Annotated in this window: 25 protein-coding genes and 1 pseudogene; 8 read left to right on the forward strand and 18 right to left on the reverse strand. The window is 73.6% G+C overall.

Going from position 1 to position 21,021, the window contains the following annotated elements; translation table 11 throughout:
• Window positions 1–30 precede the first annotated feature (30 nt).
• Window positions 31–1,260 carry an MFS transporter gene (locus OHA91_RS03455; protein ID WP_328738551.1) on the reverse strand — a complete coding sequence of 410 codons (1,230 nt, stop codon included), beginning with the start codon at window positions 1,258–1,260 and terminating at the stop codon, window positions 31–33.
• Window positions 1,261–1,474: 214 nt separating this feature from the next.
• Here OHA91_RS03455 and OHA91_RS03460 point away from each other — a divergent pair, with 214 nt between their 5' ends.
• A complete protein-coding gene (locus OHA91_RS03460) occupies window positions 1,475–1,930 on the forward strand; it encodes a MarR family winged helix-turn-helix transcriptional regulator (RefSeq protein ID WP_266495600.1) in 456 nt (151 codons plus the stop codon).
• A 44-nt stretch (window positions 1,931–1,974) separates the two neighbouring features.
• Here OHA91_RS03460 and OHA91_RS03465 read toward each other — a convergent pair whose 3' ends face one another.
• The 8 genes and pseudogenes from OHA91_RS03465 to OHA91_RS03500 all read right to left on the reverse strand — a co-directional run bounded on the left by OHA91_RS03465 (window position 1,975) and on the right by OHA91_RS03500 (window position 7,363).
• Window positions 1,975–2,490 (reverse strand): hypothetical protein, encoded by a 516-nt coding sequence (locus OHA91_RS03465; protein WP_328738552.1) that lies wholly within the window; start codon window positions 2,488–2,490, stop codon window positions 1,975–1,977.
• Complete coding sequence (locus OHA91_RS03470) at window positions 2,487–3,170, reverse strand: RNA polymerase sigma factor (RefSeq protein ID WP_266495594.1); 684 nt, start codon at window positions 3,168–3,170, stop codon at window positions 2,487–2,489. The genes OHA91_RS03465 and OHA91_RS03470 overlap by 4 nt, the downstream gene beginning before the upstream one ends.
• 8 nt (window positions 3,171–3,178) lie before the next feature.
• Window positions 3,179–3,634, reverse strand: coding sequence for an LPXTG cell wall anchor domain-containing protein (locus OHA91_RS03475; protein ID WP_266495591.1), 456 nt, complete (start codon window positions 3,632–3,634; stop codon window positions 3,179–3,181).
• A 44-nt stretch (window positions 3,635–3,678) separates the two neighbouring features.
• Window positions 3,679–4,701 (reverse strand): annotated as a pseudogene (locus tag OHA91_RS03480) (aminotransferase-like domain-containing protein); the annotation flags it as partial.
• A 73-nt stretch (window positions 4,702–4,774) separates the two neighbouring features.
• Complete coding sequence (locus OHA91_RS03485; protein ID WP_328738553.1) at window positions 4,775–5,404, reverse strand: class I SAM-dependent methyltransferase; 630 nt, start codon at window positions 5,402–5,404, stop codon at window positions 4,775–4,777.
• Between the two features lie 45 nt (window positions 5,405–5,449).
• Window positions 5,450–5,824, reverse strand: a complete 375-nt coding sequence (locus OHA91_RS03490; RefSeq protein ID WP_030843377.1) for a YbjQ family protein — start codon at window positions 5,822–5,824, stop codon at window positions 5,450–5,452.
• 99 nt (window positions 5,825–5,923) lie between these two features.
• On the reverse strand, window positions 5,924–6,583 hold the full coding sequence (locus OHA91_RS03495) for a response regulator transcription factor (RefSeq protein ID WP_328738554.1): 660 nt from the start codon (window positions 6,581–6,583) through the stop codon (window positions 5,924–5,926).
• A 120-nt stretch (window positions 6,584–6,703) separates the two neighbouring features.
• A complete protein-coding gene (locus OHA91_RS03500; protein ID WP_266495573.1) occupies window positions 6,704–7,363 on the reverse strand; it encodes a sensor histidine kinase in 660 nt (219 codons plus the stop codon).
• A 356-nt stretch (window positions 7,364–7,719) separates the two neighbouring features.
• Between OHA91_RS03500 and OHA91_RS03505 the strand changes: the two genes are divergently transcribed.
• On the forward strand, window positions 7,720–8,262 hold the full coding sequence (locus OHA91_RS03505; protein ID WP_328738555.1) for an SH3 domain-containing protein: 543 nt from the start codon (window positions 7,720–7,722) through the stop codon (window positions 8,260–8,262).
• Between the two features lie 16 nt (window positions 8,263–8,278).
• On the opposite strand, the gene OHA91_RS03510 is transcribed toward OHA91_RS03505, so the two are convergent.
• The 5 genes from OHA91_RS03510 to OHA91_RS03530 form a co-directional block, all read right to left on the reverse strand.
• On the reverse strand, window positions 8,279–8,635 hold the full coding sequence (locus tag OHA91_RS03510) for an NYN domain-containing protein (RefSeq protein ID WP_266495567.1): 357 nt from the start codon (window positions 8,633–8,635) through the stop codon (window positions 8,279–8,281).
• 9 nt (window positions 8,636–8,644) lie between these two features.
• Window positions 8,645–10,966 carry a phosphatase domain-containing protein gene (locus OHA91_RS03515; protein WP_266495564.1) on the reverse strand — a complete coding sequence of 774 codons (2,322 nt, stop codon included), beginning with the start codon at window positions 10,964–10,966 and terminating at the stop codon, window positions 8,645–8,647.
• Window positions 10,967–11,023: 57 nt separating this feature from the next.
• Window positions 11,024–11,710, reverse strand: coding sequence for a Rossmann-fold NAD(P)-binding domain-containing protein (locus tag OHA91_RS03520; protein ID WP_266495562.1), 687 nt, complete (start codon window positions 11,708–11,710; stop codon window positions 11,024–11,026).
• A gap of 88 nt (window positions 11,711–11,798) precedes the next feature.
• Complete coding sequence (locus OHA91_RS03525) at window positions 11,799–12,233, reverse strand: VOC family protein (RefSeq protein WP_266495559.1); 435 nt, start codon at window positions 12,231–12,233, stop codon at window positions 11,799–11,801.
• A 49-nt stretch (window positions 12,234–12,282) separates the two neighbouring features.
• On the reverse strand, window positions 12,283–13,251 hold the full coding sequence (locus tag OHA91_RS03530; RefSeq protein ID WP_266495557.1) for a tellurite resistance/C4-dicarboxylate transporter family protein: 969 nt from the start codon (window positions 13,249–13,251) through the stop codon (window positions 12,283–12,285).
• Window positions 13,252–13,651: 400 nt separating this feature from the next.
• Between OHA91_RS03530 and OHA91_RS03535 the strand changes: the two genes are divergently transcribed.
• Both OHA91_RS03535 and OHA91_RS03540 read left to right on the forward strand, forming a co-directional pair.
• Window positions 13,652–14,107, forward strand: a complete 456-nt coding sequence (locus tag OHA91_RS03535; protein ID WP_136228123.1) for a DoxX family protein — start codon at window positions 13,652–13,654, stop codon at window positions 14,105–14,107.
• 44 nt (window positions 14,108–14,151) lie between these two features.
• Window positions 14,152–14,727, forward strand: coding sequence for a YdeI/OmpD-associated family protein (locus tag OHA91_RS03540; RefSeq protein WP_266495553.1), 576 nt, complete (start codon window positions 14,152–14,154; stop codon window positions 14,725–14,727).
• A gap of 103 nt (window positions 14,728–14,830) precedes the next feature.
• Here OHA91_RS03540 and OHA91_RS03545 read toward each other — a convergent pair whose 3' ends face one another.
• Window positions 14,831–15,232 (reverse strand): DUF5997 family protein, encoded by a 402-nt coding sequence (locus OHA91_RS03545; RefSeq protein ID WP_266495552.1) that lies wholly within the window; start codon window positions 15,230–15,232, stop codon window positions 14,831–14,833.
• Window positions 15,233–15,290: 58 nt separating this feature from the next.
• On the opposite strand from OHA91_RS03545, the gene OHA91_RS03550 reads away from it, so the two are divergent.
• The 3 genes from OHA91_RS03550 (at window position 15,291) to OHA91_RS03560 (ending at window position 17,770) form a co-directional block, all read left to right on the forward strand.
• Window positions 15,291–16,112, forward strand: a complete 822-nt coding sequence (locus OHA91_RS03550; protein WP_266495551.1) for a LysR substrate-binding domain-containing protein — start codon at window positions 15,291–15,293, stop codon at window positions 16,110–16,112.
• Between the two features lie 118 nt (window positions 16,113–16,230).
• On the forward strand, window positions 16,231–17,352 hold the full coding sequence (locus tag OHA91_RS03555; RefSeq protein ID WP_266495550.1) for a PP2C family protein-serine/threonine phosphatase: 1,122 nt from the start codon (window positions 16,231–16,233) through the stop codon (window positions 17,350–17,352).
• Between the two features lie 46 nt (window positions 17,353–17,398).
• Window positions 17,399–17,770: a VOC family protein gene (locus tag OHA91_RS03560; protein WP_266495547.1), complete on the forward strand. Its 372-nt coding sequence runs from the start codon at window positions 17,399–17,401 to the stop codon at window positions 17,768–17,770.
• 130 nt (window positions 17,771–17,900) lie between these two features.
• On the opposite strand, the gene OHA91_RS03565 is transcribed toward OHA91_RS03560, so the two are convergent.
• Together OHA91_RS03565 and OHA91_RS03570 are read right to left on the reverse strand one after the other, a co-directional pair.
• Window positions 17,901–18,059, reverse strand: a complete 159-nt coding sequence (locus tag OHA91_RS03565) for a hypothetical protein (RefSeq protein ID WP_266495546.1) — start codon at window positions 18,057–18,059, stop codon at window positions 17,901–17,903.
• Window positions 18,060–18,236: 177 nt separating this feature from the next.
• Window positions 18,237–18,512: a hypothetical protein gene (locus OHA91_RS03570; RefSeq protein WP_266495542.1), complete on the reverse strand. Its 276-nt coding sequence runs from the start codon at window positions 18,510–18,512 to the stop codon at window positions 18,237–18,239.
• Window positions 18,513–18,739: 227 nt separating this feature from the next.
• On the opposite strand from OHA91_RS03570, the gene OHA91_RS03575 reads away from it, so the two are divergent.
• On the forward strand, window positions 18,740–20,224 hold the full coding sequence (locus OHA91_RS03575; protein ID WP_266495539.1) for a cellulose binding domain-containing protein: 1,485 nt from the start codon (window positions 18,740–18,742) through the stop codon (window positions 20,222–20,224).
• Between the two features lie 27 nt (window positions 20,225–20,251).
• Here the strand turns inward: OHA91_RS03575 and OHA91_RS03580 are convergent, their stop codons facing one another.
• Window positions 20,252–20,899, reverse strand: coding sequence for a hypothetical protein (locus OHA91_RS03580; protein WP_266495537.1), 648 nt, complete (start codon window positions 20,897–20,899; stop codon window positions 20,252–20,254).
• Window positions 20,900–21,021: the final 122 nt, after the last annotated feature.

The raw sequence follows: 21,021 nt of genomic DNA on the forward strand, positions 1-21,021 counted from the left end.
CCTTGCGGGGGGTGTACGGGGAGGGGTGGATCAGTGGCCGGCGGGTGCGGCGGCGGTCGCCTCGCGGGCCGCGGCGGCGGCGACCACGCGGCCGCCGGGGGCGGTGCGTCCGGCCGTACGGCGTTCCAGTGCGCCCGACACGAGGGCCAGCACCAGGGCCGATGCGGCGAGCGCGGCACCGACCCAGTTGGGGGCGGTCCAGCCGAGGCCGGCGGCGATCACGAGCCCGCCGAGCCAGGCGGCGAGGGCGTTGCCGAGGTTGAAGGCGCCGATGTTGACGGCGGAGGCCAGGGTGGGCGCGCCGGCGGCCTGGTCGAGGACGCGCTTCTGGAGCGGGGGCACGGTCGCGAAGCCGAGGGCGCCGATCAGTACGACGGTGACGGCGGCGCCGGCCTTGGTGTGGGCGGTGAGGGTGAAGACGGCGAGGGTGACGGCGAGGGCGCCCAGCGCCACATAGAGCATGGGCATCAGCGCGCGGTCGGCGTAGCGGCCGCCGATGAGGTTGCCGGCGACCATGCCGAGGCCGAAGAGGACGAGGAGCCAGGTGACGGAGGAGTCCGCGAATCCGGCGACTTCGGTCATCATCGGCGTGATGTAGGTGATCGCTGCGAAGACGCCGCCGAAGCCGAGGACGGTCATGGCCATCGCGAGCAGCACCTGGACGTTGCGGAAGGCGGCGAGTTCGCTGCGGATGCGCACCCCGCCCTCGGGGCGGGGCAGCTCGGGCACGAGGCGGGCGATGCCGAGCAGGCCGGCGACGCCGAGCGCGGCGACGATCAGGAACGTGACCCGCCAGCCGAGGGTCTGCCCGACGAGGGTGCCGAGGGGCACGCCGACGACGTTGGCCACGGTCAGGCCGGTGAACATCATGGCGATCGCGCCTGCCTTCTTCTCGGGGGCGACGAGTTCGGCGGCGACGACGGCGCCGATGCCGAAGAAGGCTCCGTGGGCGAGCGAGGCGACGACGCGGCCGGTGAGCATGAGGCCGAAGGCGGGGGCGAGTGCCGAGAGCACGTTTCCGGCGATGAAGAAGCCCATGAGCAGCATCAGCATGCGCTTGCGGGGGATGCGGGTGCCGAGCACGGTCATGAGCGGGGCGCCGAGGACGACGCCGAGGGCGTAGCCGGTGACCAGGAAGCCCGCGGTGGGGATCGAGACGCCGTAGTCGGCGGCTACCTCGGGGAGCAGGCCCATGATGACGAATTCGGTGGTGCCGATCCCGAAGGCCCCGACGGCGAGGGCGAGAAGTGCGAGAGGCATGGGGAGGTGCCCTTCAGGGGGGAGGTGGTGGTGCGGGTGCGGCCTGCGCTCATCGATGCTGCCGCCGTTTACGTGCGTCCACATTAATTGCAGACGCGGGTTATTTGCAAGCGCGGGCTATTGCAGGGGTGGCATATCCTGGGGTGGTCGGGTGGTCACACGCCCGCACGGCACGCCCCGCACGGCATGCTTCGATGCTTCGATGGAGGAGCCCATGACGGCCACGGACAGCGCGCTGACCGCCCTCTCCCAGGGCTGGTGCGCCCTCTCGCTCCTGCACGGCCGGATCGAGGCGCACATCGAACGGGCCCTGCAGGCCGGCCACGGCCTCAGCGTGCGCGAGTACTCGCTGCTCGACGTCCTCAGTCGGCAGCACGACGGGCCGGGCGGACACCTGCGCATGCACCAGGTCGCCGATTCGGTGGTGCTCAGCCAGAGCGCGACGACCCGGCTGGTCAGCAGGCTGGAGGACCGCGGCCTGCTCAACCGCTACATCTGCGACACGGACCGGCGCGGCATCTACACCGACGTCAGCGGGTCCGGCCTGGCCCTGCTGGCCGCCGCCCGCCCCACGAACGACGCCGCCCTGCGCGAGGCCCTGGACGAGGCCGCGGGCAATCCGGAACTGGCTCCCCTGGTGGCGGCCGTGGAGAACCTCCGCAGGCCGTAGGGGGTGTCTTCGCCGAGACACCCCCTGGGCCCACCGCCTGGCGCCTACCGCCCGGGGGACGGCGGGGACGAGGTGACGGCCGCGCCCGGCGTGCCGGACGAGCCGTGCGACGGCGTCACCGACGGCCGCTGCGGGGACGCCTGAGCCGTCGGGCCCGCCGACCGGGTGGGCGCAGGGGATCCGGACGGGCCCTGCGACGTGTCCCCGCTCGGGGTAGGGCCCGGCCTGCTCGGCGAGGGTGACGGCGGAGCCCCGGTCGACGGGCTCGGAGTCGTCACCCGCGGCGGGGTGGCGGGCAGCTGAGGGCCGGGCTCGGCGTCCGGGGCGAACAGCAGGTACCCGATCCCGGCGGCCGCGGCCGCCGCCAGACCCGCGAGCGGCAGCGCGAACCGCCGCAGCCGCTCCATCGGCCGCCGTCCGGCCCGCCCCCCGGGCGGGCTCGCCGGGCGCAGCCGGCGGACGTCGATGCTGTCGGCGCGCGCGTCGAGCGCCTGCCGCAGCCTGCGCTCCACGGGGCGCTCGCCCGGGTGTTCGCCGGGGCGTTCGCCGTCGGGCGTCATATCCGTCCCTCCAGATTCCGTTCCAGCGCGTCCAGGCCGCGGCTCGCGTTGGACTTCACCGCGCCCCGGCTGATGCCCAGCGTGGTCGCGATCTCCGCCTCGCTGAGGTCGGCCCAGTACCGCAGCACGAGGACCTGCCGACGGCGGGGTGTCAGCCGGGCCAGGGCGGCGAGCACCTCGCGGTGCGCCTCGTCCAGGACCACGTGGTCCTCGGCGGACGGTAGGTCGACCGCCGGCGGCGGGGTCCAGGCCCGTGCGGTGCGCCTGCGGCGCAGGACGGAGCGCGCGGTGTTGACGACCGAGGTGCGCAGGTAGCCGAGGGCGTTGTCGACCTCGGTGATCTGCTCCCCGTGGCGCCGGTACAGGGCGGTGAAGGCGTCCTGGACCACGTCCTCGGCGGTGGCGAGGTCGTCGACGAGCAGCACCGCCAGCCGGACCAGGCCCAGCCGGTGCGCGTGGTAGAGCTCGGTGACGGTGGGCGGTCCCGGGTCCCCGTCGCCCGTGTGGTCGTGGGCGGGGGCGTGGGACGCCCCGTACGAGGAGCCGTACGCCGGACCGTACGGCCGGGGGGAGACCCGTGGGGCGGTGGAGCGCTCGCGGCGCAGCCACGACCACAGGCCCCGCCACGCCCGGCCGAGGCCGGGCGTGAGGGGGCCGACGGGTGGTGCGAGTTGGTGCACGGGGTTCCTCAGCTGTTCGCGCGGCGCCGCACGGCGTAGAGGGTTCCGGCGCCGGCCAGGACCAGACCGGTCGCCCCCGCCCCCATCGCGACGGTCGTCGCCGAGGAGCCAGTATGCGCGAGCTCGGCGCCCTCGCCGGCCTCGGGGGCCGCGGCGGGCGACGAGGTGGACGCGCTGGGCTTGGCACCGCCGCCAGCGGCGCTCGGGGAGGCACTGGGGGCGGCGCTGGGAGACGCGCTGTTCGCGTCCTTGCCGGTGGCCGAAGGGGTGCTGACCGAGGGGGAGGGCCTGGGGCCGCCCGCGCTGGGCGAGGCACTGGCCGGGACGCTGACCGACGGGGAGGGCGCGGCCGAGCTGCCGCTCGCGGCGTACGCCGGGCCGGCCAGGGCGACGGCCGTCCCTGCGGCGGCTGCGGCCAAAGCCGTGCGGCGGACGGCCAGGGGGACACGCTTCAGGTTCTTCACGGTGGTTCTCCACGGTCGGGTCGGGGGCGCGGGACTGCGCCCCTTCACCCCCGCACGACGCGCGACCCTCCGGGAGGTTGCCGCCGACGCGGAAAAACTTTCCCCTCGCCGTACGGCAGGCCGCTCAGGGCCGTGCCCAGGGTGGCGATGCCGTCCTCGATCTCCCCCGCGGTGCCCGCCGCGTAGCCGAGGATCAGGCCCGGCGGGCCGGGCCGGTGGCGGTGCCAGGACAGCGGGTGGGTCTTGACCCCGAGGTCGAGGGCCGCCGAGGCCAGGTCGGTGTCGTCGAATCCGGCGCCGTCGAAGGTGACCATCAGGTGCAGGCCGGCGGCGGCTCCGTGCACGCGGGCCCCCGGGAGGCGCTCGGCGACGGCCCGGAGCATGGCGTCGCGGCGGCGGCGGTGGCGGCGCCGGACGAAGCGCAGGTGCCGCTCCAGCTCGCCCGAGTCCATGAGCCGGGCGAGGACCAGCTGGGCGAGGACCGGATTGCCGAGGTCCGCGTAGCGTTTGGCGGCGGTCACGGCGTCGCGCAGGCGCGGCGGGACCAGCAGCCAGCCCAGGCGCAGCGCGGGCGCGAGGAGCTTGGACACGCTTCCGGCGTAGCAGACCCCCTCGGGCACCAGGGCGCGGAGCGCGGGGACGGGCGCACGGTCGTAGCGGTGTTCGGCGTCGTAGTCGTCCTCGATGACCAGCCCTCCCCCGGCCGCCCAGGCGAGCAGGTCCCGGCGGCGTTCGCCGTCGAGGACGACGCCGGTGGGGAACTGGTGCGCGGGGGTGAGCAGGACGGCGCCGGCCCCGCTCTCCCGCAGCCCCGCCACGTCCAGCCCTGCCTCGTCCACGCGGACGGGGACCGTCTCCATCCGCCCGTACTCGAGCTGCTGGCGGGCGCCGAGCGAGCCGGGATCCTCGACCGCGATCCGGTGCACGCCCTCTTCGCGCAGGACCTGCGCGAGCAGCCCCAGGGCCTGGGCGACACCCGCGACGATCACCACCTCGTCCGGGTCGGCGCGGATCCCGCGGTTGCGGGCCAGCCAGCCGACGACGGCCTCCCGCAGCGCGGGCGCGCCGTACCGGCCGGGTGACCGGCGACGACCGGGCGCGCACCGCCCCTTGAGGGCCCCCGGCCGCCTCCGGAGCGGGTCAGGGCCTGCGCCGGGCGTAGCAGAACAGGTGCTCCTCGGGGCCCGCCAGGTCGTCCGCGGGGTGGAACGTCGCGGTGTGGTGGTGCAGTACCTCCAGGCCCCGGTCGGCGAGCCTGGCCAGGTGGTCCTCCGTGGAGAGGCTGCTGACGGTGACCTCGTGGCCCATCCACTCGATGTCCAGGCCCCGGATGTCCCCCGGCACCGTGGCCATCACGAAGTACCCGCCGGGAGCGGTCCACGAGGCCATCCGGTCCAGTGCGGCCGCGACCTCCGGCTGGTCCATGACCAGCAGCGGGAAGAAGGAGCACACGGCGTCGAAGCCGCCGGTCGGCGGCGTGTAGGTGCGCACGTCGGCCTGTTCGAAGCGGGCTGCCGGGACCCTGGTGCGGGCCAGGGCGACCATGGCCGGCGATACGTCGATGCCGGTCACGTCGCAGCCGGCGCGGACCAGTGCCTCGGCGGTGGGCCGTCCGGTACCGCTGCCCACGTCCAGTACGTGGGCTCCCGCGGGCAGCCGGGCGGTGAGCCATTCGAGCGCCTCGATCTGGCCCGGGACCTGCCCGAACAGCTCCTCGTAGCGCTCCCCCAGAGCGTCGAACACCTCTGCCGCTGACTTGCGCCGACTCATCGGGCCGCCCCCTTCGCCTCCGGAGCAACCACCGTACAGGGACGGTCAGGTGGAGGCGGGGACGAGGACGACGGCCGTTCCGTAGGCGCAGACCTCGGTCCCGACGTCGGCGGCGTCGGTGACGTCGAAGCGCATCATCAGCACGGCGTTCGCGCCGCGCGCCTTGGCCTGTTCGACGAGCCGGTCCATGGCCTGGTTCCGGGTCTGCACCAGGGTCTTGGTGAGGCCCTTCAGCTCGCCGCCGATCATCGACTTGAGTCCGGCGCCGATCTGGCTGCCCAGGTGGCGGGAGCGCACGGTGAGGCCGAAGACCTCGCCGATGACGCGCTCGACCCGGTAGCCGGGGACGTCGTTGGTCGTCACGACGAGGACGCCGCTCTCGTGCGCGCCGGCTCCGCCGCCGTAGTCATCGATACCCATGGGACCCACTCTTGCGCCGCCCGCCCGCGACCGCATCCGGGAAGCACCGTGAACAGGGCATTCGGGCGGCCGGTGCCGTGACCCGGTGGGCATTGCGGGTCACGGCACCATGCCGAACTCGTGGGCGACGACGACGGCCTGGGCGCGGCTGGAGAGGGCGAGCTTGCTCATGCAGCGGTGTACGTGGGTCTTGACGGTGGCCGCGCTGAGGACGAGCCGCCCCGCGATGTCGGTGTTGGACAGTCCGGCGCCGACCAGGGCGAGCACCTCGCGCTCGCGCGGGGTCAGCGCGTCCAGGCCGGCGTGCGGGGTGCGGGCGGGCGCCGGGACGGCGTAGGTGTCGATCAGTCCGCGCAGGGCCCCGGGGCTGAACAGCATCTCACCGGCGTGCACGGTGGCGATGGCGGCGAGGAGCCGTTCGGGCGGGGTGTCCTTGACGAGGAAGCCGCTGGCGCCGGCCCGCAGGGCGTGGAAGACGTACTCGTCGGAGTCGAAGGTGGTCAGGACGAGGACCTTGGGCCCGCCGTCCGCACGGTCCCCGACGTCGGCGAGGATGCGCCGGGTGGCGGTGATGCCGTCGGTGCCGGGCATGCGGATGTCCATGAGGACGACGTCGGGCCGGGTCTCGGCGGCGAGCCGGACGGCCTCCTCGCCGTCGGCCGCCTCGCCCGCGATCTCGTAGCCGGGGGCGGCGTTCAGCAGGGCGACGAGGCCGGACCGGATCAGGAACTGGTCATCGACGACGAGTACGGACGGCATCCGCGTCTTCCCCTCCCGGTCGCGGCACGGGGACACGCAGGCCGACCTCGAAGCCGCCCCCGGGGGCGGGTCCGGCTGTCACCGCGCCCCGGTAGATCGTCGCCCGCTCGCGCATGCCGATCACCCCTGACCGGCCCCTTTCACGGCGGCCGCGCCGGCGGCCGGCGCCGGGCCCGCCGAGGGGCGCCCGGCGGACCGTCCGCTCCCCGCGTTCTCGACGCGTACGCGGACCTCGTCCTCCCCGTAGTGGACGCGGACGGTGGTGCGCGCCCCGGGCGCGTGCTTGATCACGTTCGTGAGGGCCTCCTGGACCACGCGGTAGGCGCACAGGTCGATCCCGGCCGGCAGCTCGTACGCCGTCCCCGTGACGCGTACGTCGACGGGCACCCCCGCATCCGCGACCCGTTCGGCCAGCTCGTCCAGGCGCGCGAACCCGGCGACCGGGGCGGCGGACTCCGCGGCGGGCGCCGTGTCCCCGTCGCGCAGGACCAGCCCGGCGACGACGTGGTAGTAGCCGAGCGTGAAGTAGGTGGCGACGCAGATCCCGGTGCTCACCAGGATGGCGACGGGGAAGCGGCGGCGCAGCGCGAGCGGCAGGTAGACCGCGGCGAGCAGGGCGTAGGCGAGGGGGTCCGTGTCCCGCCAGTACCCGTTCGGATCGGGCCAGTTGCGCAGCATGGCCGCCGAGATCCAGAGCGAGCCGACGGCGTACACGATCTCGGCGGCGACCGGAAGCGCGGTGCGGACCCGGAGCGCCGCCGGATGTCTGGCGAATCGCACGTCAACCCCCCTTGAGTACCACCCTGGTTGTATAGCGTCCCCACCCGGCGTGGTAGGCCGGTCTCAACCCTTGGATGGGCGCGGCCCGATGCGTCGCGGCCGTACATTGCTGCTCTGCCGGCCGCACGGCCGGCAGCGGCCCCGTCCCCCCGGGGCCCCGCTGCGCGGCCGTGCCCGTACGGGGGCGGGCACGGTCGCCGCACTCCAGTGGACAGATTGGTCATATCGGGCTAAAAGCCGGTGAGTCATCGGGGTTGTGCGTCCCGTCCTCGTCATAGTCGTCCGTGGCAACCGCCTGTTGCCATCCCGCGCCGCGTGCAGCGGCCGGTCGGACGTCTTCACAGAGGAGTCGGCTCATGCTGAAGCCCACCAGAACCATCCTCGCTCTCGCCGCAGGAAGCCTGGTTCTCGGTCTGGTCGGGGTGGGCGCCGCCGTCGCGGACGAGGGCCCGCAGGAGATCATCGTCGGCGAGGTGCCCGCGTCCGCGCAGCCGGGCGAGTACCCGTACGAGAAGTACGCGTTCGGCAAGGTCGTCTCCAAGGGGCCGCTGAAGGTCCGCAGCAAGCCGACCACCGATTCCCGCGCGATCGGCTACGTGAAGCCGAACAGCAAGGTCGAGATCGAGTGCAAGAAGTACGGTGAGAAGGTCGACGGGAACCGCATCTGGTACCGCCTGCACGTCGAGCGCGAGGACTGGGAGAACGGCTCCGGCCGTGAGGACCGCGAGGACCGCGAGGACCGCGAGGAGCGCGAGGATCGCGAGGAGCGCCAAGATCGCGAGGAGCGCCAAGACCGCGAGGAGCGCCAGGAGCCGAACCGCGCGAAGGCCTACGAGAAGGAGCAGTGGGTCTCCGCCCGCTACGTCAAGAACCTCTCCGAGGTGAAGTACTGCCGCTGACCCCTGGTCGGCACGGTCAGCCCACCGGGCGTACGGCACGCGGTCCCACGCACCGCGCACCGTGCGCCCGGACCCGTTCGCGCAGTTCGCGGTCGGCCGTGACCACGACCACGGAGCAGCCGTCGTGCACACTGGCCGCGGCCAGCTCCACGATCAGGTCGTCACCGCTGCCGGGCGCCTCCTCGACCCGTACGCCGGGCACGGACCCGACGCCGCGGGCGGCGCCTTCGACGACGAGGACGATCTCCTCGCCGTCGTCCCGGGCGGCCAGCCGGTCGCGCAACCGTTCGGCCGCGCCGCGCCGGTCTCGCCACCAGCCGTCCGGCACCGAGCCGACGACGTTCGCGGCATCGACGATCAGCACGTTCCTCACACGGGCGCTCTAGAAGTCGCCGTAGTTGACCTGCCAGGTGGGCAGGCCCATGCGGCGCCAGATGGCGACGACCCGGTCGCGGTCGTCCAGCGACACCCGCACCGCGTAGCGATGGCGCACGTGCGCGTCGAACAGCTCCGCCTTGACCACGTCGTCGCGGCGCGTGTCCCCCTTCGCGCGCATCCAGAGCTCGTCGTACGGCACCTGGTGGCGGCGCAGCCAGGACTCGGTCTGCTGCCGGTGCTCCTCGCTGCGGCCCGACAGGAGCACGATGACGTCGCCGTCCGCGCGCCGGAAGGCGTCCAGCGCGTGCCGCACCGGCTCGTTGAGCAGGTCGAGCTCGCAGCGCGTGAAGTCGTACGGACCCCGGTCGCCGGTCAGTGCGAGCGTGCCGTCGATGTCGCACATCACCGCCGCCGGCAGCGCCGGGTCGGGGACGTACGGCGTCACGGGCGGCGCGGCCACCGCGCCCGAAGTCCCGTTCATCCACTCCGCCGTCAGCCGCCAGCCGCCCTTGCGGGCCTTGCGGTGCTTCTCGTCCAGGATGCGGATGACCTCCTCGCCGACCTGGCGTTCGCGGGCGGCGTCCCGGCGCAGGCACTCCTCCAGCGGGACGTCGGTGAAGTCGTGCACGACGAAGGTCGCGAGACCGCCGACTGCCGCCTTCAGCCGCTTCGGGATGTTCTTGGTCAGGTGGGTGTTGTCGACGACCACGTCGAAACCGCCGTCGACGGCCGCGCGGACGGCCGCGTCCTGGATCGCCAGGACCGTCTGCTCGTGGGCGAAGCTGCGGCCCCGCCCGGGGTCCGGCAGGTCGAGCATGGCCCGAAGGTCGTCGAGGTTGACGCGGCGCATGCGGCCGCCGGCCTCGGCCTGGAGTGCGCGCGCGGCCGTCGTCTTGCCGGAGGCCGGCAGACCCGTCATGACGTGGACGACGGGCAGCGGTGCCTCCCGCTCCGCGGGACGGTCGGGCCGGTCCGCCGCCGGCGCCGGGATCCGTGGCGCCGGCTGCGGGGCGCGGGCGGGCGCGGCGGCGGGCGTCCGCTCGGTCGCGGGCGTCCGCTCGGTCGCGGGCGTCTGCTCGGTCGCGGGCGCGGTCCGGTCGTCCTCCTCGGACACGGTCCTGTTCTCCTCGTCGGTGATGTACGGGTCGGCGGCGTCCGGCCGGACCTGGCGCCAGGTCGTGAGGTCGGTCGGCCGGCCGTCGAGCCGCATGAACATCGCGGGCCGGACGGCGCGGTCGGGCAGCTGCGCGACCGCGCGGGCGAAGGCCCCCCGGTCGGCGGTCAGGTGTGCGAGGCCCGCGTAGGCCTCGTCGATCGCCCGCTCGTGGCGGGCGGCGGCCTGCTCCAGGCCGGCGATGACCCCGCGCACCCAGTGGTCGAACTCGTCGGGCACCTGCTCCAGCAGGGCGTCGAGCGGCTTTCCGCCCCAGGCGTCGATGTCGGCGACGGTGCAGTTCAGGCCCTGGGCGAGCTGCTTGGCGGGCAGGCCGGCGAAGCGCTGGACGCCGTGGCCGCGCCAGATGTCCCGCGCGGTCACGCCGGTGAGCACCTTGTGGAGCCGTACGTACTCGGACAGCTTGGCCTTGGCGCGCACGCCGGAGGCGAAGCGCAGGACGAAGCCCTCCGCGTCCATGCCGTTGGCGGCGGATCCACCGGGCAGGGTGTTGGACTCGGCCAGTGCGAGCAGCTCGTCGAGGGGCATGGCGGGCCACACCGTGACGACGGAACCGATCCCGTCCCAGTGGGTCGCGGCCTCGGCGAGCGGGACCTCGGTGCCGTCCGTGCGGAAGGCCGCGAGGAGGACGAGGTCGCGCCGGTCGCCGTAGTCGACGACGATGCGGTTCTGCGGGTAGAGGATCTCCGCGAGGTAGGTGGTGCCCGGGTGCAGGGCCGCGGTGTCCGCGCCGTCGAGCCGGCGCTGTGCCCAGGTGGCCTGGGCGCTGATGAAGGACCCCTTGGAGGCGACCCGCCAGCGGCCCGCGTAGTGGAAGACGATCGCGAGGCTGCCGTCGACCTTGTCGTACACCTCGAACGGCTCGTCGGGGAGGGCCGGGGCGTACGGCTGGCCGGACTCGTGCTCGCCGACGTTGAAGAACTTCGGCAGCGGCAGGGCGACGATCGCGCCGGTCTCGTCGTCGGCGACGAGACCGCGGCAGCGCGTGGTGACCTCGTCCCAGACGCGCTCGTACTGGGCCGTCCGCGTGTACGTGTAGATGGACAGCGGCAGCTCGGGGTGCGACTTTCGGGTCACGTACCCGGCGTCGATCGAGTCCGCCAGCGCCTGGGCGGGCAGCAGGTCATGCAGAGTCAGGGTCTCCTGGCTCATGGGGTCCTCCCGGTTTGAGATGGCTCATTCTCGCCTGCGGGAGGGTGTGCCCGGTACTCAATTATGCCTGGTCGGGGCGCCTCCCAGGCGGTTGATGTCAGCGGGCCGCAGGATGTGGCCGGGCACCTCGGTGCCGGGAGTGGCGACGGCGATCATGGCGCGGCCGAAGGCCTCGGAGGTGATGACGAGGTCCGGCGCGAACCGCCGCAGCAGCGGGACCAGCGGTGCGGTGACGGCGTAGAGGACGCGGTAGAGCCGGGTCCTGGACGGGACCCCGCGTACCGGCTGGACGATGCCGGGGCGGAACATGTAGGCGCGGAAGGGGAGTTCCAGCAGGTCGTTCTCGGTCTTCCCCTTGACGCGGGCCCACATGGAACGGCCCCGTCCGGTGCTGTCCGTGCCCTCCCCGGAGACGTAGACGAAGGTCATGCCCGGGTTGGCCGCTGCGAGCGGCCGGGCGACCGCGAGGGTCAGGCCGTGGGTGACGCGCCGGTAGTCCTCCTCCTTCATGCCGACGGAGGAGGCGCCCAGGCAGAAGAAGCAGGCGTCGTAGGCGGCCGGGTCGACCCCGGCGGCGGACAGGTCGGACGGGTCGTCCTGCACCCGCTCGCGCAGCTTGGGGTGGGTGACTCCGAGCGGGGAGCGCCCGATGGCCAGGACGCTGTCGACCGAGTCGTCGCGCAGGCATTCGCGCAGGACGCCCCGGCCGAGCATCCCGGTCGCGCCGAAGAGGATGACGTTCACCCGTGGAAGCGTAGGGGCTGTCGGACCTCGGCGCGCGGGGGCGGGCGGGGCGGGCTGCGCCGTGGGACCCGGCGGAGCCTCGTACGGGTCAGTGGGAGACGCAGAGTTCGTTGCCCTGGGGGTCGGCGAGGGTCGTCCACGTGCTGGGGCCCTGGCGGCCCTCGTGGAGGTGCTTCGCCCCCTTGGCGACGAGGCGCTCGACCAGCTCCTTCGGGTCGTCGTCACCGGTGCGGACGTCGAGGTGCACCCGGTTCTTGACGGTCTTGGGCTCCTGGACGAGCTGGAAGAGGATGCGCGGCGCGCCTGCCAGGCCCTCGGGGTGGCGGATCGCCGCGCCCGACTTCCAGACGAGGATGCCGCGGTGGGTGGTGGTGTCGTCCTCGGTCGCGTGCCCCGCCGCGATCAGGCCGCGGATGAACGGCTCGTCGCTGGGCTCCACTTCCCAGCCGAGGGCGTCGGCCCACCAGTCGGCGAGCGGGTGCGGGTCGGGCGAGTCGATGGTCACCTGGAACGTGTACGCCATGCCGGGACCCTACTGACCGGGCGCAGGCCGCGCCACAGGAAGGGCGCCGTCACGCCGGCGGGCCGCCCCGGTGGGGCGGGCGCCGGGCGGCGGCGTGGGAGGAGACGAGAACGGCGACGGTGACCACCCAGGCCACCACGGCGATCCAGAGCAGGAACTCCCCCAGCGGCACCAGCCAGGCGATGCCGGCCGGTCCGGCGACGGAGAGGCAGGCGGTGGCCGTCATACCGAGGGGGAAGACGGTGGCCCAGCGCCGGATGTCGTAGCGCGGCCGGGGGTGGCGCAGCTCGGCGGCCAAGAGGACGACGTACCAGACGAGGGACAGGGCGAGCGTGACGAGCGTGACGGTACGCAGGGCCGCGTGCGCCGAACCCGACCATACGGGGGACGCGGTGAGCTTGGAGCCGGCCAGGGCGGAGATGGAGAGCGCCCCGCCCGCCACCCAGTGGTCGCCCGCACCGCCGACCACCTCGCGCAGGTCGAACCTGAAGAGGGCGGCCACGTACAGCAGCAGCCCGAGGCAGAAGGCGGCCAGCGCCGCCCGGGCCGGCCAGTCCTGGTGGCAGGCGGCCGCGAGGACGGCAGCGAGCACCGCGAGCCCCTGTGTGGCCACGCAGCCGAGGAAGGCACCTCCGGGCATGCGCCGGCGCCAGTGCCGTACGACGTTGAACAGGAGACCGGGCCAGAGCACCGCGGCCAGTGCGAGCAGGGCGGCGGCCGCGGTCTGCCAGCCGAGGAGGGAGAGCCGGGTGCCGATGACGGTGGTCGCGGCGACGGCCGTCAGGGCGGCCGGGGTGTCGGCCTCGGCACGGAACCGCCCGTGGTCGCCCACGAGCCGGGCCGTGAAGTCGACGGCGAGTACGAGCCACAGGGCGACGGCGATGACCAGGGCGACCAGCGACGAGGTCTCGTGTCCCGTCATGTGCAGGGCTACGGAGATGATGCCCGTGGCCATGACGGCGGCTCCCGCCGCCGGCGGGAGACCGGCCCACCAGCCCGGGCCAGGGAGGATGCTCACGTCTCCAGCGGACCCCACGGGTCGGCGGGCCGCCAGCGGGCTGGGCCGACCGGTGCCCAAACCTCTTGCGCGGAAGATCAACGGAACGTGCGCGCGATGCACAGGGCGGGATGCGGCCCGGTCCTAGGCTCGGGGTGGGACGAAGACCTGCCGGTCCGTCACAGGGGAACGGACCGGCGGGTCCCCCTCGTCGGCGTCCCCCTCCGCGTCCTTGCCCTCGCCTTCGCCTTCGCCTTCGCCTTCGCCTTCGTACGCGTCGTCGCCGTCGCCGTCGTCGTCCGCGGTGGCCGGAACTCGCGCTTGTCACGCCTGTTAGGGCTACCTAACCTGTGGCTCGCTCGCGCTCAAGCACGTTCGGCACGACTTCGGGACCCGTCCCCGACCGAAGGAGCCTCCCCCCATGAACGCACGTCTCGACCACGCCCAGCCCTACGCCGTCGGCCTGTTCCGGATCGTCACGGGCCTGCTGTTCGCCTCGCACGGGGCGGCCTCCCTCTTCGGCGTCCTCGGCGGCGCCCACGGCGGCGGCACCGTCGCGGCCGGCACCTGGCCCGGCTGGTACGCGGCCGCCATCCAGCTGGTCGCCGGCGCCCTGGTCCTCCTGGGCCTGGGCACCCGCGCGGCCGCCTTCGTCGCCTCCGGATCCATGGCGTACGCGTACTTCACGGTGCATCAGCCCGGTGCGCTCTGGCCGCTGCAGAACGGCGGCGAGGCCTCCGCGATGTTCTGCTGGGCCTTCCTGCTCCTGGTGTTCACCGGACCCGGCGCGCTCGCGCTGGACTCCCTGTTCGCGTCGCGCACCTCGCCCTCCTCCGGGCACCGCGACGAGTCCCGCCCGGAGACCGTGACCGCCTAAGGAATCGATTCTGCGACAGATGGGCGGCCGATAGCCTGTCGCGCATGGACGAACTCAACGGGGTGGAGATCGTCGGCTTCGAGGACGCCGAGGCGTTCGAGAGCTGGCTCGCCGAGCACCACACGCGCCAGGAAGGGGTGTGGATCAAGCTCGCGAAGAAGAAGTCCGGCATCCCGTCGGTCACCGATGACGAACTCGTCGACATCGGGCTCTGCTACGGCTGGATCTCCGGGCAGCGCCGCTCTCTCGACGAGCTCCACTACCTGCAGAAGTACGTGCCCCGCCGGCCGAGGAGCCTGTGGTCCCAGGTCAACGTGGACAAGGTGGCGGCGCTGACCGCCGCGGGCCGGATGCGTGAACCGGGGCTCGCCGAGGTCCGCAGGGCGCAGGCGGACGGCCGCTGGGTCGCCGCCTACGCCTCGCAGCGGACCGCGGGGGTGCCGCAGGACCTCGAGGCGGCACTCGAAGCGCGCCCCGAGGCCCGTGCGGCCTTCGAGGCGCTGGACCGGACCGGGCGCTACCTGGTGGCCCTGCCCCTGCTCCAGGCGCTGACGCCGGAGACCAGGCAGACCCGGCTGGAGCGGGCCGTGCGCCTGCTGGCCGGTGACCCTCCGCAGTGATCCGGTGCGCCTGCCCGGCCCGGGACAAGGCGTCAGGCCCGGCCTCCCCCGCGAGGGGAGGCCGGGCCTGACGGGAATCCGAGGAAATCCGGACCGCGGCGGGTCAGGACTCCTGGTTGCGCTTCTCGGCCCGCTCCGCGTTGCGCTCCTTGATCCGCACCGCTTCCTTGCGGACGTCGGCCTGGGTGGCCCGCTCCCGCTGGAGCCACTCGGGGGACTCCTGCTTCAGCGCTTCGATCTGTTCGGTGGTGAGGGGCTCGGTGACTCCGCCACGGGCGAGGCCCGCGATGGAGACGCCCAGCTTGGAGGCGACCACCGGGCGGGGGTGCGGACCGTTGCGGCGCAGCTCCTGGAGCCACTCGGGCGGGTCGGCCTGGAGCGCACTCAATTCACTGCGCGAGACGACACCCTCCTGGAACTCTGCGGGGGTGGCCTCGAGGTACACGCCCAGCTTCTTCGCCGCGGTCGCGGGCTTCATCGTCTGGGTGTTCTGGTGCGACGTCATGGGGTCAAGGGTATCGAGCGTGTGCACGGGTTCCGACCACGCCCGGTAACCTTGCGGGGTGACAGGCTCGGAAGTACCCCATGCGTTTCGGCTCGCTTATGTCCCGGGCGTGACCCCTGCCAAGTGGGTACGGATCTGGAACGAGCGGCTGCCCGACGTCCCGCTGACCCTCTCCCAGGTTTCCTCCGCCGAGGTGTTCGGCGTCCTGCGCGCCGGTGACGCCGACGCGGGATTCGTCCGGCTCCCGGTGGACCGTACGGACCTCAGCGCGATCCCCCTCTACACCGAGACCACCGTGGTCGTCGTCCCCAAGGACCATCTCGTGGCGGCGGCCGAGGAGGTCACCACCGCGGACCTCGCCGACGAGGTCGTGTGGCATCCCCTCGACGACACCCTCGCCTGGGACGAGCTGCCGGGACAGCCCGCGATCGAGCGGCCCGCCACGACGGCGGACGCGATCGAGCTGGTGGCGGCGGGCGTGGGCGTACTCGTCGTACCCCAGTCCCTGGCCCGTCTGCACCACCGCAGGGACCTCACCTACCGGCCGGTCTCGGACGCGCCCACGTCGCGGGTCGCGCTGTCGTGGCCGCAGGAGGAGCCCACTCCCGATCTGGTGGAGGAGTTCATCGGGATCGTCCGCGGCCGGACGGTGAACAGCACGCGGGGCCGTCAGCCGACGCCTGCGCAGCCGAAGGCGAAGCGCAAGCCGTCGGAGAAGGCCACGGGTACGGGCAAGGGCGGCGGCGCCGGTGCCCGGCGCGGGTCCGGAGCCGGAAAGCCCGCGTCCGGGAAGTCGGCGGGGAAGAATCCGCGCGGTGGCTCCGGCGGGGCCAAGGGCAGCGGCGGAGCCAAGGGCGGCAAGCCCCGCCGGCGTCCGTAGGACCGGGGCGCGGAGGCCCTCGCCGGGGGGCGGGCCGACTGAACCGTCGGTGGACCGGCCGGTCCACCGACGGCCTGGCTTCGGGGACCACGATCGCTTCGCGGTGTATGCAGGTGGGATGGATCTCCGGCCGCCGCTCACGCGTCACCACCGGTCCCGGCAGCTGAGCCACGCCCAGCTGGCGGCCCCGTTCGTGCTCATCGCCGTCGTGACGGTGGTCGACGTCCTCGCTCCGCCAGAGGTGCACCTCGGGCCGTTCCTGGCCGCCGCACCGGCCATGACGGCTTCGTTCGCGGGGCCCCGGATGACGGGGTTCGTGGGTCTGGTGGCCGTGCTGGCCCAGGTGATCGTCTCGGTGACGCGCACCACCCTGACCGACCTGAACCACACCTTCCAGATCATCGCGCTCGTCATGATCTCGGTCTTCGTGACCTTCTTCGCCCACCTGCGGGAGGTGCACGAGAAGGAGGTGGTGCAGCTGCGCACGGTGGCCGAGACCGCCCAGCAGGTGGTCCTGCGGCCGCTGCGCGACCGGATCGGCCCGCTGGGCGTCGCGTCGGTGTACCTGGCCGCGGCGGCGGAGGCCCAGATCGGCGGCGACCTGTACGCGGCCGCCCGTACGGCCACGGGGACGCGGCTGATCATCGGCGATGTCCGCGGCAAGGGCCTCGAGGCGGTCGGGGACGCCGCGCTCGTGCTCGGCGCCTTCCGGGCCTCCGCCCACCAGGAGGCCGAGCTCTCCGGCCTGGTGGACTACCTGGAGGCCGCGGTCTCCGCGGACCTGGACGGCGGGGACGAGGGCGAGAGCTTCGTGACCGCGGCCGTGCTGGAGATCCCGGACGACGAACCGGTGCTGCGCCTGGTCAGCTGCGGGCATCCGCCGCCGCTGGTCCTGCTCCGGGACGGCGGAGCCGTGGGGCTCGAGGTGGCCCGGTCCGCGCCGCCGCTGGGTCTCGCCGGGCTCGTGGCCGGGGCGGTCACCGCCCAGACCTTTGCCTTCGGGCCCGGTGACGTCCTGCTCCTGTACACGGACGGCGTCCTGGAGGCGCGCGACCGGGCGGGCACCTTCTACCCCCTCGCGGAGCGCGCCGCCGCGTGGACCGGCATGCACCCGCAGGCGCTGCTGGACCACCTGTGCGAGGACCTGCTCGCGCACGCGGCCGGGAACACCCTCGACGACGACGCCGCGATGGTCGCGGTCGAGCGCCCCGCGGGGCCCGCGGGGCCTGCGCAGCCCTGATCCACCGGAGACGACCTGACCGGCCGGGGTTTGCCAGAATCGGATCATGCTGACCATCGGAACGATCGTCATGGGCGCCGCGGACGTGCGGCGGGCCGCGGAATTCTGGTCCGGGGCGCTGGGTTACGTACCGCGCGACGGCGAGGTGGACGACGGCTGGACCGTCCTGGTCCCGGCCGACGGCGGCGGGCCCGGACTGGCGCTCGGGCGCAGCACCACGCCCGTTCAGGAACGCCCCCGCGTCCACCTCGACCTGTACGCGGCGGACGCGGCCCAGCAGGCGGCGGAGGTGGCGCGCCTGGTGGCGCTGGGGGCCCGGCACGTGGACTGGGACTCGTACCCGCAGGACCCGGACTTCGTGGTGCTGGCGGACCCTGAGGGCAACCGCTTCTGCGTGATCGACGCGACCCACGGCTGATTCGGCCGGGGTGGGGGAGCCGGGCCGGGCCGGGCCGCGGATCAGAGGGCGAGCGTGCGCCAGCCCTGGGTGGTCTGGTCCCGGACCGCGCGCGGATCGGGCAGCGGGGTCCGCGGCTCCTGGTGCGCCGTCAGGAGCTCGACGAGGGCCGCGCCGTCGGTGCGGCCGGCTCGGGTCCGGCCTGCTGGGCCCGTGGCAGCAGCGGCAGCGACACCAGCCGGAGCACCAGCGCCGAACCCGCCACGGCCAGGACGCCCAGACTCAGTGATGTGTCCGTGTACTCCGCCATGTCTCCACCGAGTTGCCCTGCACGTGCCGACGGCCGAGGAGGTGGAGTACAGATCCCCCGGAACGCCGCCCCCCGCACTCAGCGCCGGCGTGTGGTCACGATGGGAAGTCCTCCCCCGCCGAGGGTACAAGCCAGCGCCACAACGCCGTTGCCGCTCGCCCTGCTTACCCCGCGCCGCTAGCGCGGTTCGTGGGCCGCGAGGCGGCAGGCGCCGCTCGCGGCGCCGCCCGGGACTCCGGCTTCGGTGAGGCCGATCACGCAGCCCTGGAGGTCTCCCACCACGCCGCGCCGGCAGGCGGCCGTGACGGCGTCGGTGGTCTCCGTGCCGGATTGCGCGGCCATCTGCGTGCAGGCGGGGATGTCCGCCGGAGCGGTCGGAGCGGCGGCGACGATGCCGCCGAGCGTGAGGACCAGGCCGGTGAGGACCCCGGCGGTTCGGATGGGCCTTCGCATGGAACACACCTCGCCCGCGGTCGTTTCCGTGCCCCCTTCCACCGTACGACCGACGGCACCACCCCACACCGCGAGCCGGCCGCCGCTTCCTGATGTCCCGCTTTCCCCTGCCTTAAGCGGAACCTAAGGCTCATCAGGGCCGCACCGAAACGAACGAATGTCCGTTTCGGTGCGGCTAGCGTGCTGCCGCAACCCCAACTCCCCAGTAACACAGAGGCAGGCACGCGATGGGCAGCACAGTCGGTCACCGGCGCAGGACGAGTCGTACGGCGAGGGTCACGGGCGCGATCGTGGCGGCGGCGGTGATCGGCGGTGCGGCCTTCGCGCTCACCGGGACCGCCCACGCCGGCTCCGTCGGCGCCGTCTACACGAAGTCCAGCTCCTGGAGCGGTGGTTACACCGGGCAGTACGTCATCACCAACAGCACCGGGCAGGCGCAGTCGGGCTGGACGCTGGAGTTCGACCTGCCGCCGGGCACGAAGATCGACTCGCTCTGGAACGGCACCCACACCGCCGCCGGGCAGCGCGTCACCGTGAAGCCCGCGAGCTGGAACGGGCAGCTGGCGGCCGGCGCCTCCGTCACCGTCGGCTTCGTCGCGAGCGGCTCCGGGGCGCCGGGCGACCCGACCGGCTGCCGCATCAACGGGGTGAAGTGCTCCGTGGACCAGGGCGCGACGGCCCAGCCGAGCGGGCGCCCCACCGCCCGTCCCACCGCCACCGCGGCTCCGACCACGGCCCCGACCGCGTCACCCACCTCCGCCGCGCCGACCCGGACCGCGTCGCCCTCCCCCACGGCGACCGCCCCCGCCCCCGTCGGCGGCGGGGCGCGCTTCGCCCCGTACGTGGACACCTCGCTGTACCCCGCGTACGACCTGCTGGACACCGCCGCGCAGACCGGCGTGAAGGAGTTCCACCTGGCCTTCATCACCTCCGGCGGAAGCTGCGCACCGAAGTGGGGCGGCGTCACCGATCTCGCGAACGACAAGGTCGCCGCGCAGATCGGCGCGCTGCGCGCCAAGGGCGGCGACGTCCGGGTGTCCTTCGGCGGAGCCGCCGGGCACGAACTCGCCCTGAACTGCGCCACCGTGGACGACCTCGCCGCCGCCTACGCAAAGGTCGTCGACCACTACCGACTCACCAAGGTCGACTTCGACATCGAGGGCGCGGCCCTGCCGGACACGGCCGCCAACGCCCGCCGCGCGCAGGCCATCGCCAAGCTCCAGAAGGCCCACCCGGGCCTCGACGTGGCCTTCACCCTGCCCGTGATGCCCGAGGGCCTGACCCAGCCGGGCGTGGCGCTGCTGGCCGACGCCCGGAAGAACGGCGTCCGCGTCGACGCCGTCAACATCATGGCGATGGACTACGGTCCCGCGTACAGCGGGGACATGGGGCAGTACGCGATCCAGGCCGCGACGGCCACCCAGGCCCAGATCAAGGGGGTGCTCGGGCTCTCCGACGCCGCGGCGTGGAAGGCCGTGGCCGTCACGCCGATGATCGGCGTCAACGACGTGACCAGCGAGATCTTCACCGTCGCGGACGCGACGCAGCTCGTGGAGTTCGCGGCGTCGAAGGGGATCGGCAGGCTGGCGATGTGGTCCTCCACGCGTGACAAGCAGTGCGCGGCCGGAGCCGTCAACCACGCGGACGCCACGTGCAGTTCGATCCTCCAGCAGCCGCTGGCCTTCACCAGGGCGTTCGCCGCCCTCAAGTAGCGGACGCCCTGGCCGGCTTCGGCCGGATCAGGCCAGGATGCCCGCGCGGGTGGCAATGCCGAGCGCCACGTCGACGCGCGGCGCGGGGCGGCCTTCGGCGCCGGGCGCGGTCAGCAGCGCCGTCACCGCGTCGGCGTCGGCCTTGCCCTCCCGTACGAGTGCCGCGAACCGGTCGACGGTCTCGGTGAGGGCCCGCTCGTGCACGTAGGGGACGTCGAAGGAGGAAGCCGTCAGCCCGAGGAACTCCTCGTGCGAGCCGACCCAGGGCGCGGCTCCCTCCAGCCCGTCCTCGCGCACCTCCTGCGGGTACGGGATGCGGTGCCAGGCGCCGTTCTCCCACCAGTAGACGAAGCCGAACATGTTGCCGGCGGCGTCGTCCCGCAGGAGGTCCCAGGGCAGCCAGTCGGGCCCGCCCGCCAGGAAGTCGATCTGCTCACCGCCGACGTGCGTGTGGCTGCCGTCGGGGTCCTGTCCGCAGAACACCGCGCGTCCTTCGTCGAACACGCTGAGGCGCCACCAGCCGTCGCCGCCCGTGCTGTGGCACCACAGGCCGTCCTCGTCGAGGGCGAACTCCGTGCGGGTGGAGCAGGCGGCGTCGACCATGGCCATGATCACCGCCCTGGCCCACAACTGCTCGGGGTGGTCGAGGTCTTCGGGCCGGCTCGGCGTGTGCATCTGTGATCTCCTTCCGGGTGTCGGGCAAGCCTCGCACGCCCATGGCTCGACGCCGCACGAGGGTCAGCCGCGGCGGCGCGGTCCCCCGGACCGTCCGTTCGGCCGCGGGCGGTCGGCCGAGA

Source organism: Streptomyces erythrochromogenes, from assembly GCF_036170895.1.
Classification (GTDB): Bacteria; Actinomycetota; Actinomycetes; order Streptomycetales; family Streptomycetaceae; genus Streptomyces; species Streptomyces erythrochromogenes.

Coding starts and splice junctions, on each gene's coding strand:
- OHA91_RS03455 (WP_328738551.1), bottom strand. CDS start 1,260: ATGCCTCTCGCACTTCTCGCCCTCGCCGTCGGGGCCTTCGGGATCGGC.
- OHA91_RS03460 (WP_266495600.1), top strand. CDS start 1,475: ATGACGGCCACGGACAGCGCGCTGACCGCCCTCTCCCAGGGCTGGTGC.
- OHA91_RS03465 (WP_328738552.1), bottom strand. CDS start 2,490: ATGACGCCCGACGGCGAACGCCCCGGCGAACACCCGGGCGAGCGCCCC.
- OHA91_RS03485 (WP_328738553.1), bottom strand. CDS start 5,404: ATGAGTCGGCGCAAGTCAGCGGCAGAGGTGTTCGACGCTCTGGGGGAG.
- OHA91_RS03490 (WP_030843377.1), bottom strand. CDS start 5,824: ATGGGTATCGATGACTACGGCGGCGGAGCCGGCGCGCACGAGAGCGGC.
- OHA91_RS03495 (WP_328738554.1), bottom strand. CDS start 6,583: ATGCCGTCCGTACTCGTCGTCGATGACCAGTTCCTGATCCGGTCCGGC.
- OHA91_RS03505 (WP_328738555.1), top strand. CDS start 7,720: ATGCTGAAGCCCACCAGAACCATCCTCGCTCTCGCCGCAGGAAGCCTG.
- OHA91_RS03515 (WP_266495564.1), bottom strand. CDS start 10,966: ATGAGCCAGGAGACCCTGACTCTGCATGACCTGCTGCCCGCCCAGGCG.
- OHA91_RS03525 (WP_266495559.1), bottom strand. CDS start 12,233: ATGGCGTACACGTTCCAGGTGACCATCGACTCGCCCGACCCGCACCCG.
- OHA91_RS03535 (WP_136228123.1), top strand. CDS start 13,652: ATGAACGCACGTCTCGACCACGCCCAGCCCTACGCCGTCGGCCTGTTC.
- OHA91_RS03540 (WP_266495553.1), top strand. CDS start 14,152: ATGGACGAACTCAACGGGGTGGAGATCGTCGGCTTCGAGGACGCCGAG.
- OHA91_RS03545 (WP_266495552.1), bottom strand. CDS start 15,232: ATGACGTCGCACCAGAACACCCAGACGATGAAGCCCGCGACCGCGGCG.
- OHA91_RS03555 (WP_266495550.1), top strand. CDS start 16,231: ATGGATCTCCGGCCGCCGCTCACGCGTCACCACCGGTCCCGGCAGCTG.
- OHA91_RS03560 (WP_266495547.1), top strand. CDS start 17,399: ATGCTGACCATCGGAACGATCGTCATGGGCGCCGCGGACGTGCGGCGG.
- OHA91_RS03565 (WP_266495546.1), bottom strand. CDS start 18,059: ATGGCGGAGTACACGGACACATCACTGAGTCTGGGCGTCCTGGCCGTG.
- OHA91_RS03570 (WP_266495542.1), bottom strand. CDS start 18,512: ATGCGAAGGCCCATCCGAACCGCCGGGGTCCTCACCGGCCTGGTCCTC.
- OHA91_RS03575 (WP_266495539.1), top strand. CDS start 18,740: ATGGGCAGCACAGTCGGTCACCGGCGCAGGACGAGTCGTACGGCGAGG.
- OHA91_RS03580 (WP_266495537.1), bottom strand. CDS start 20,899: ATGCACACGCCGAGCCGGCCCGAAGACCTCGACCACCCCGAGCAGTTG.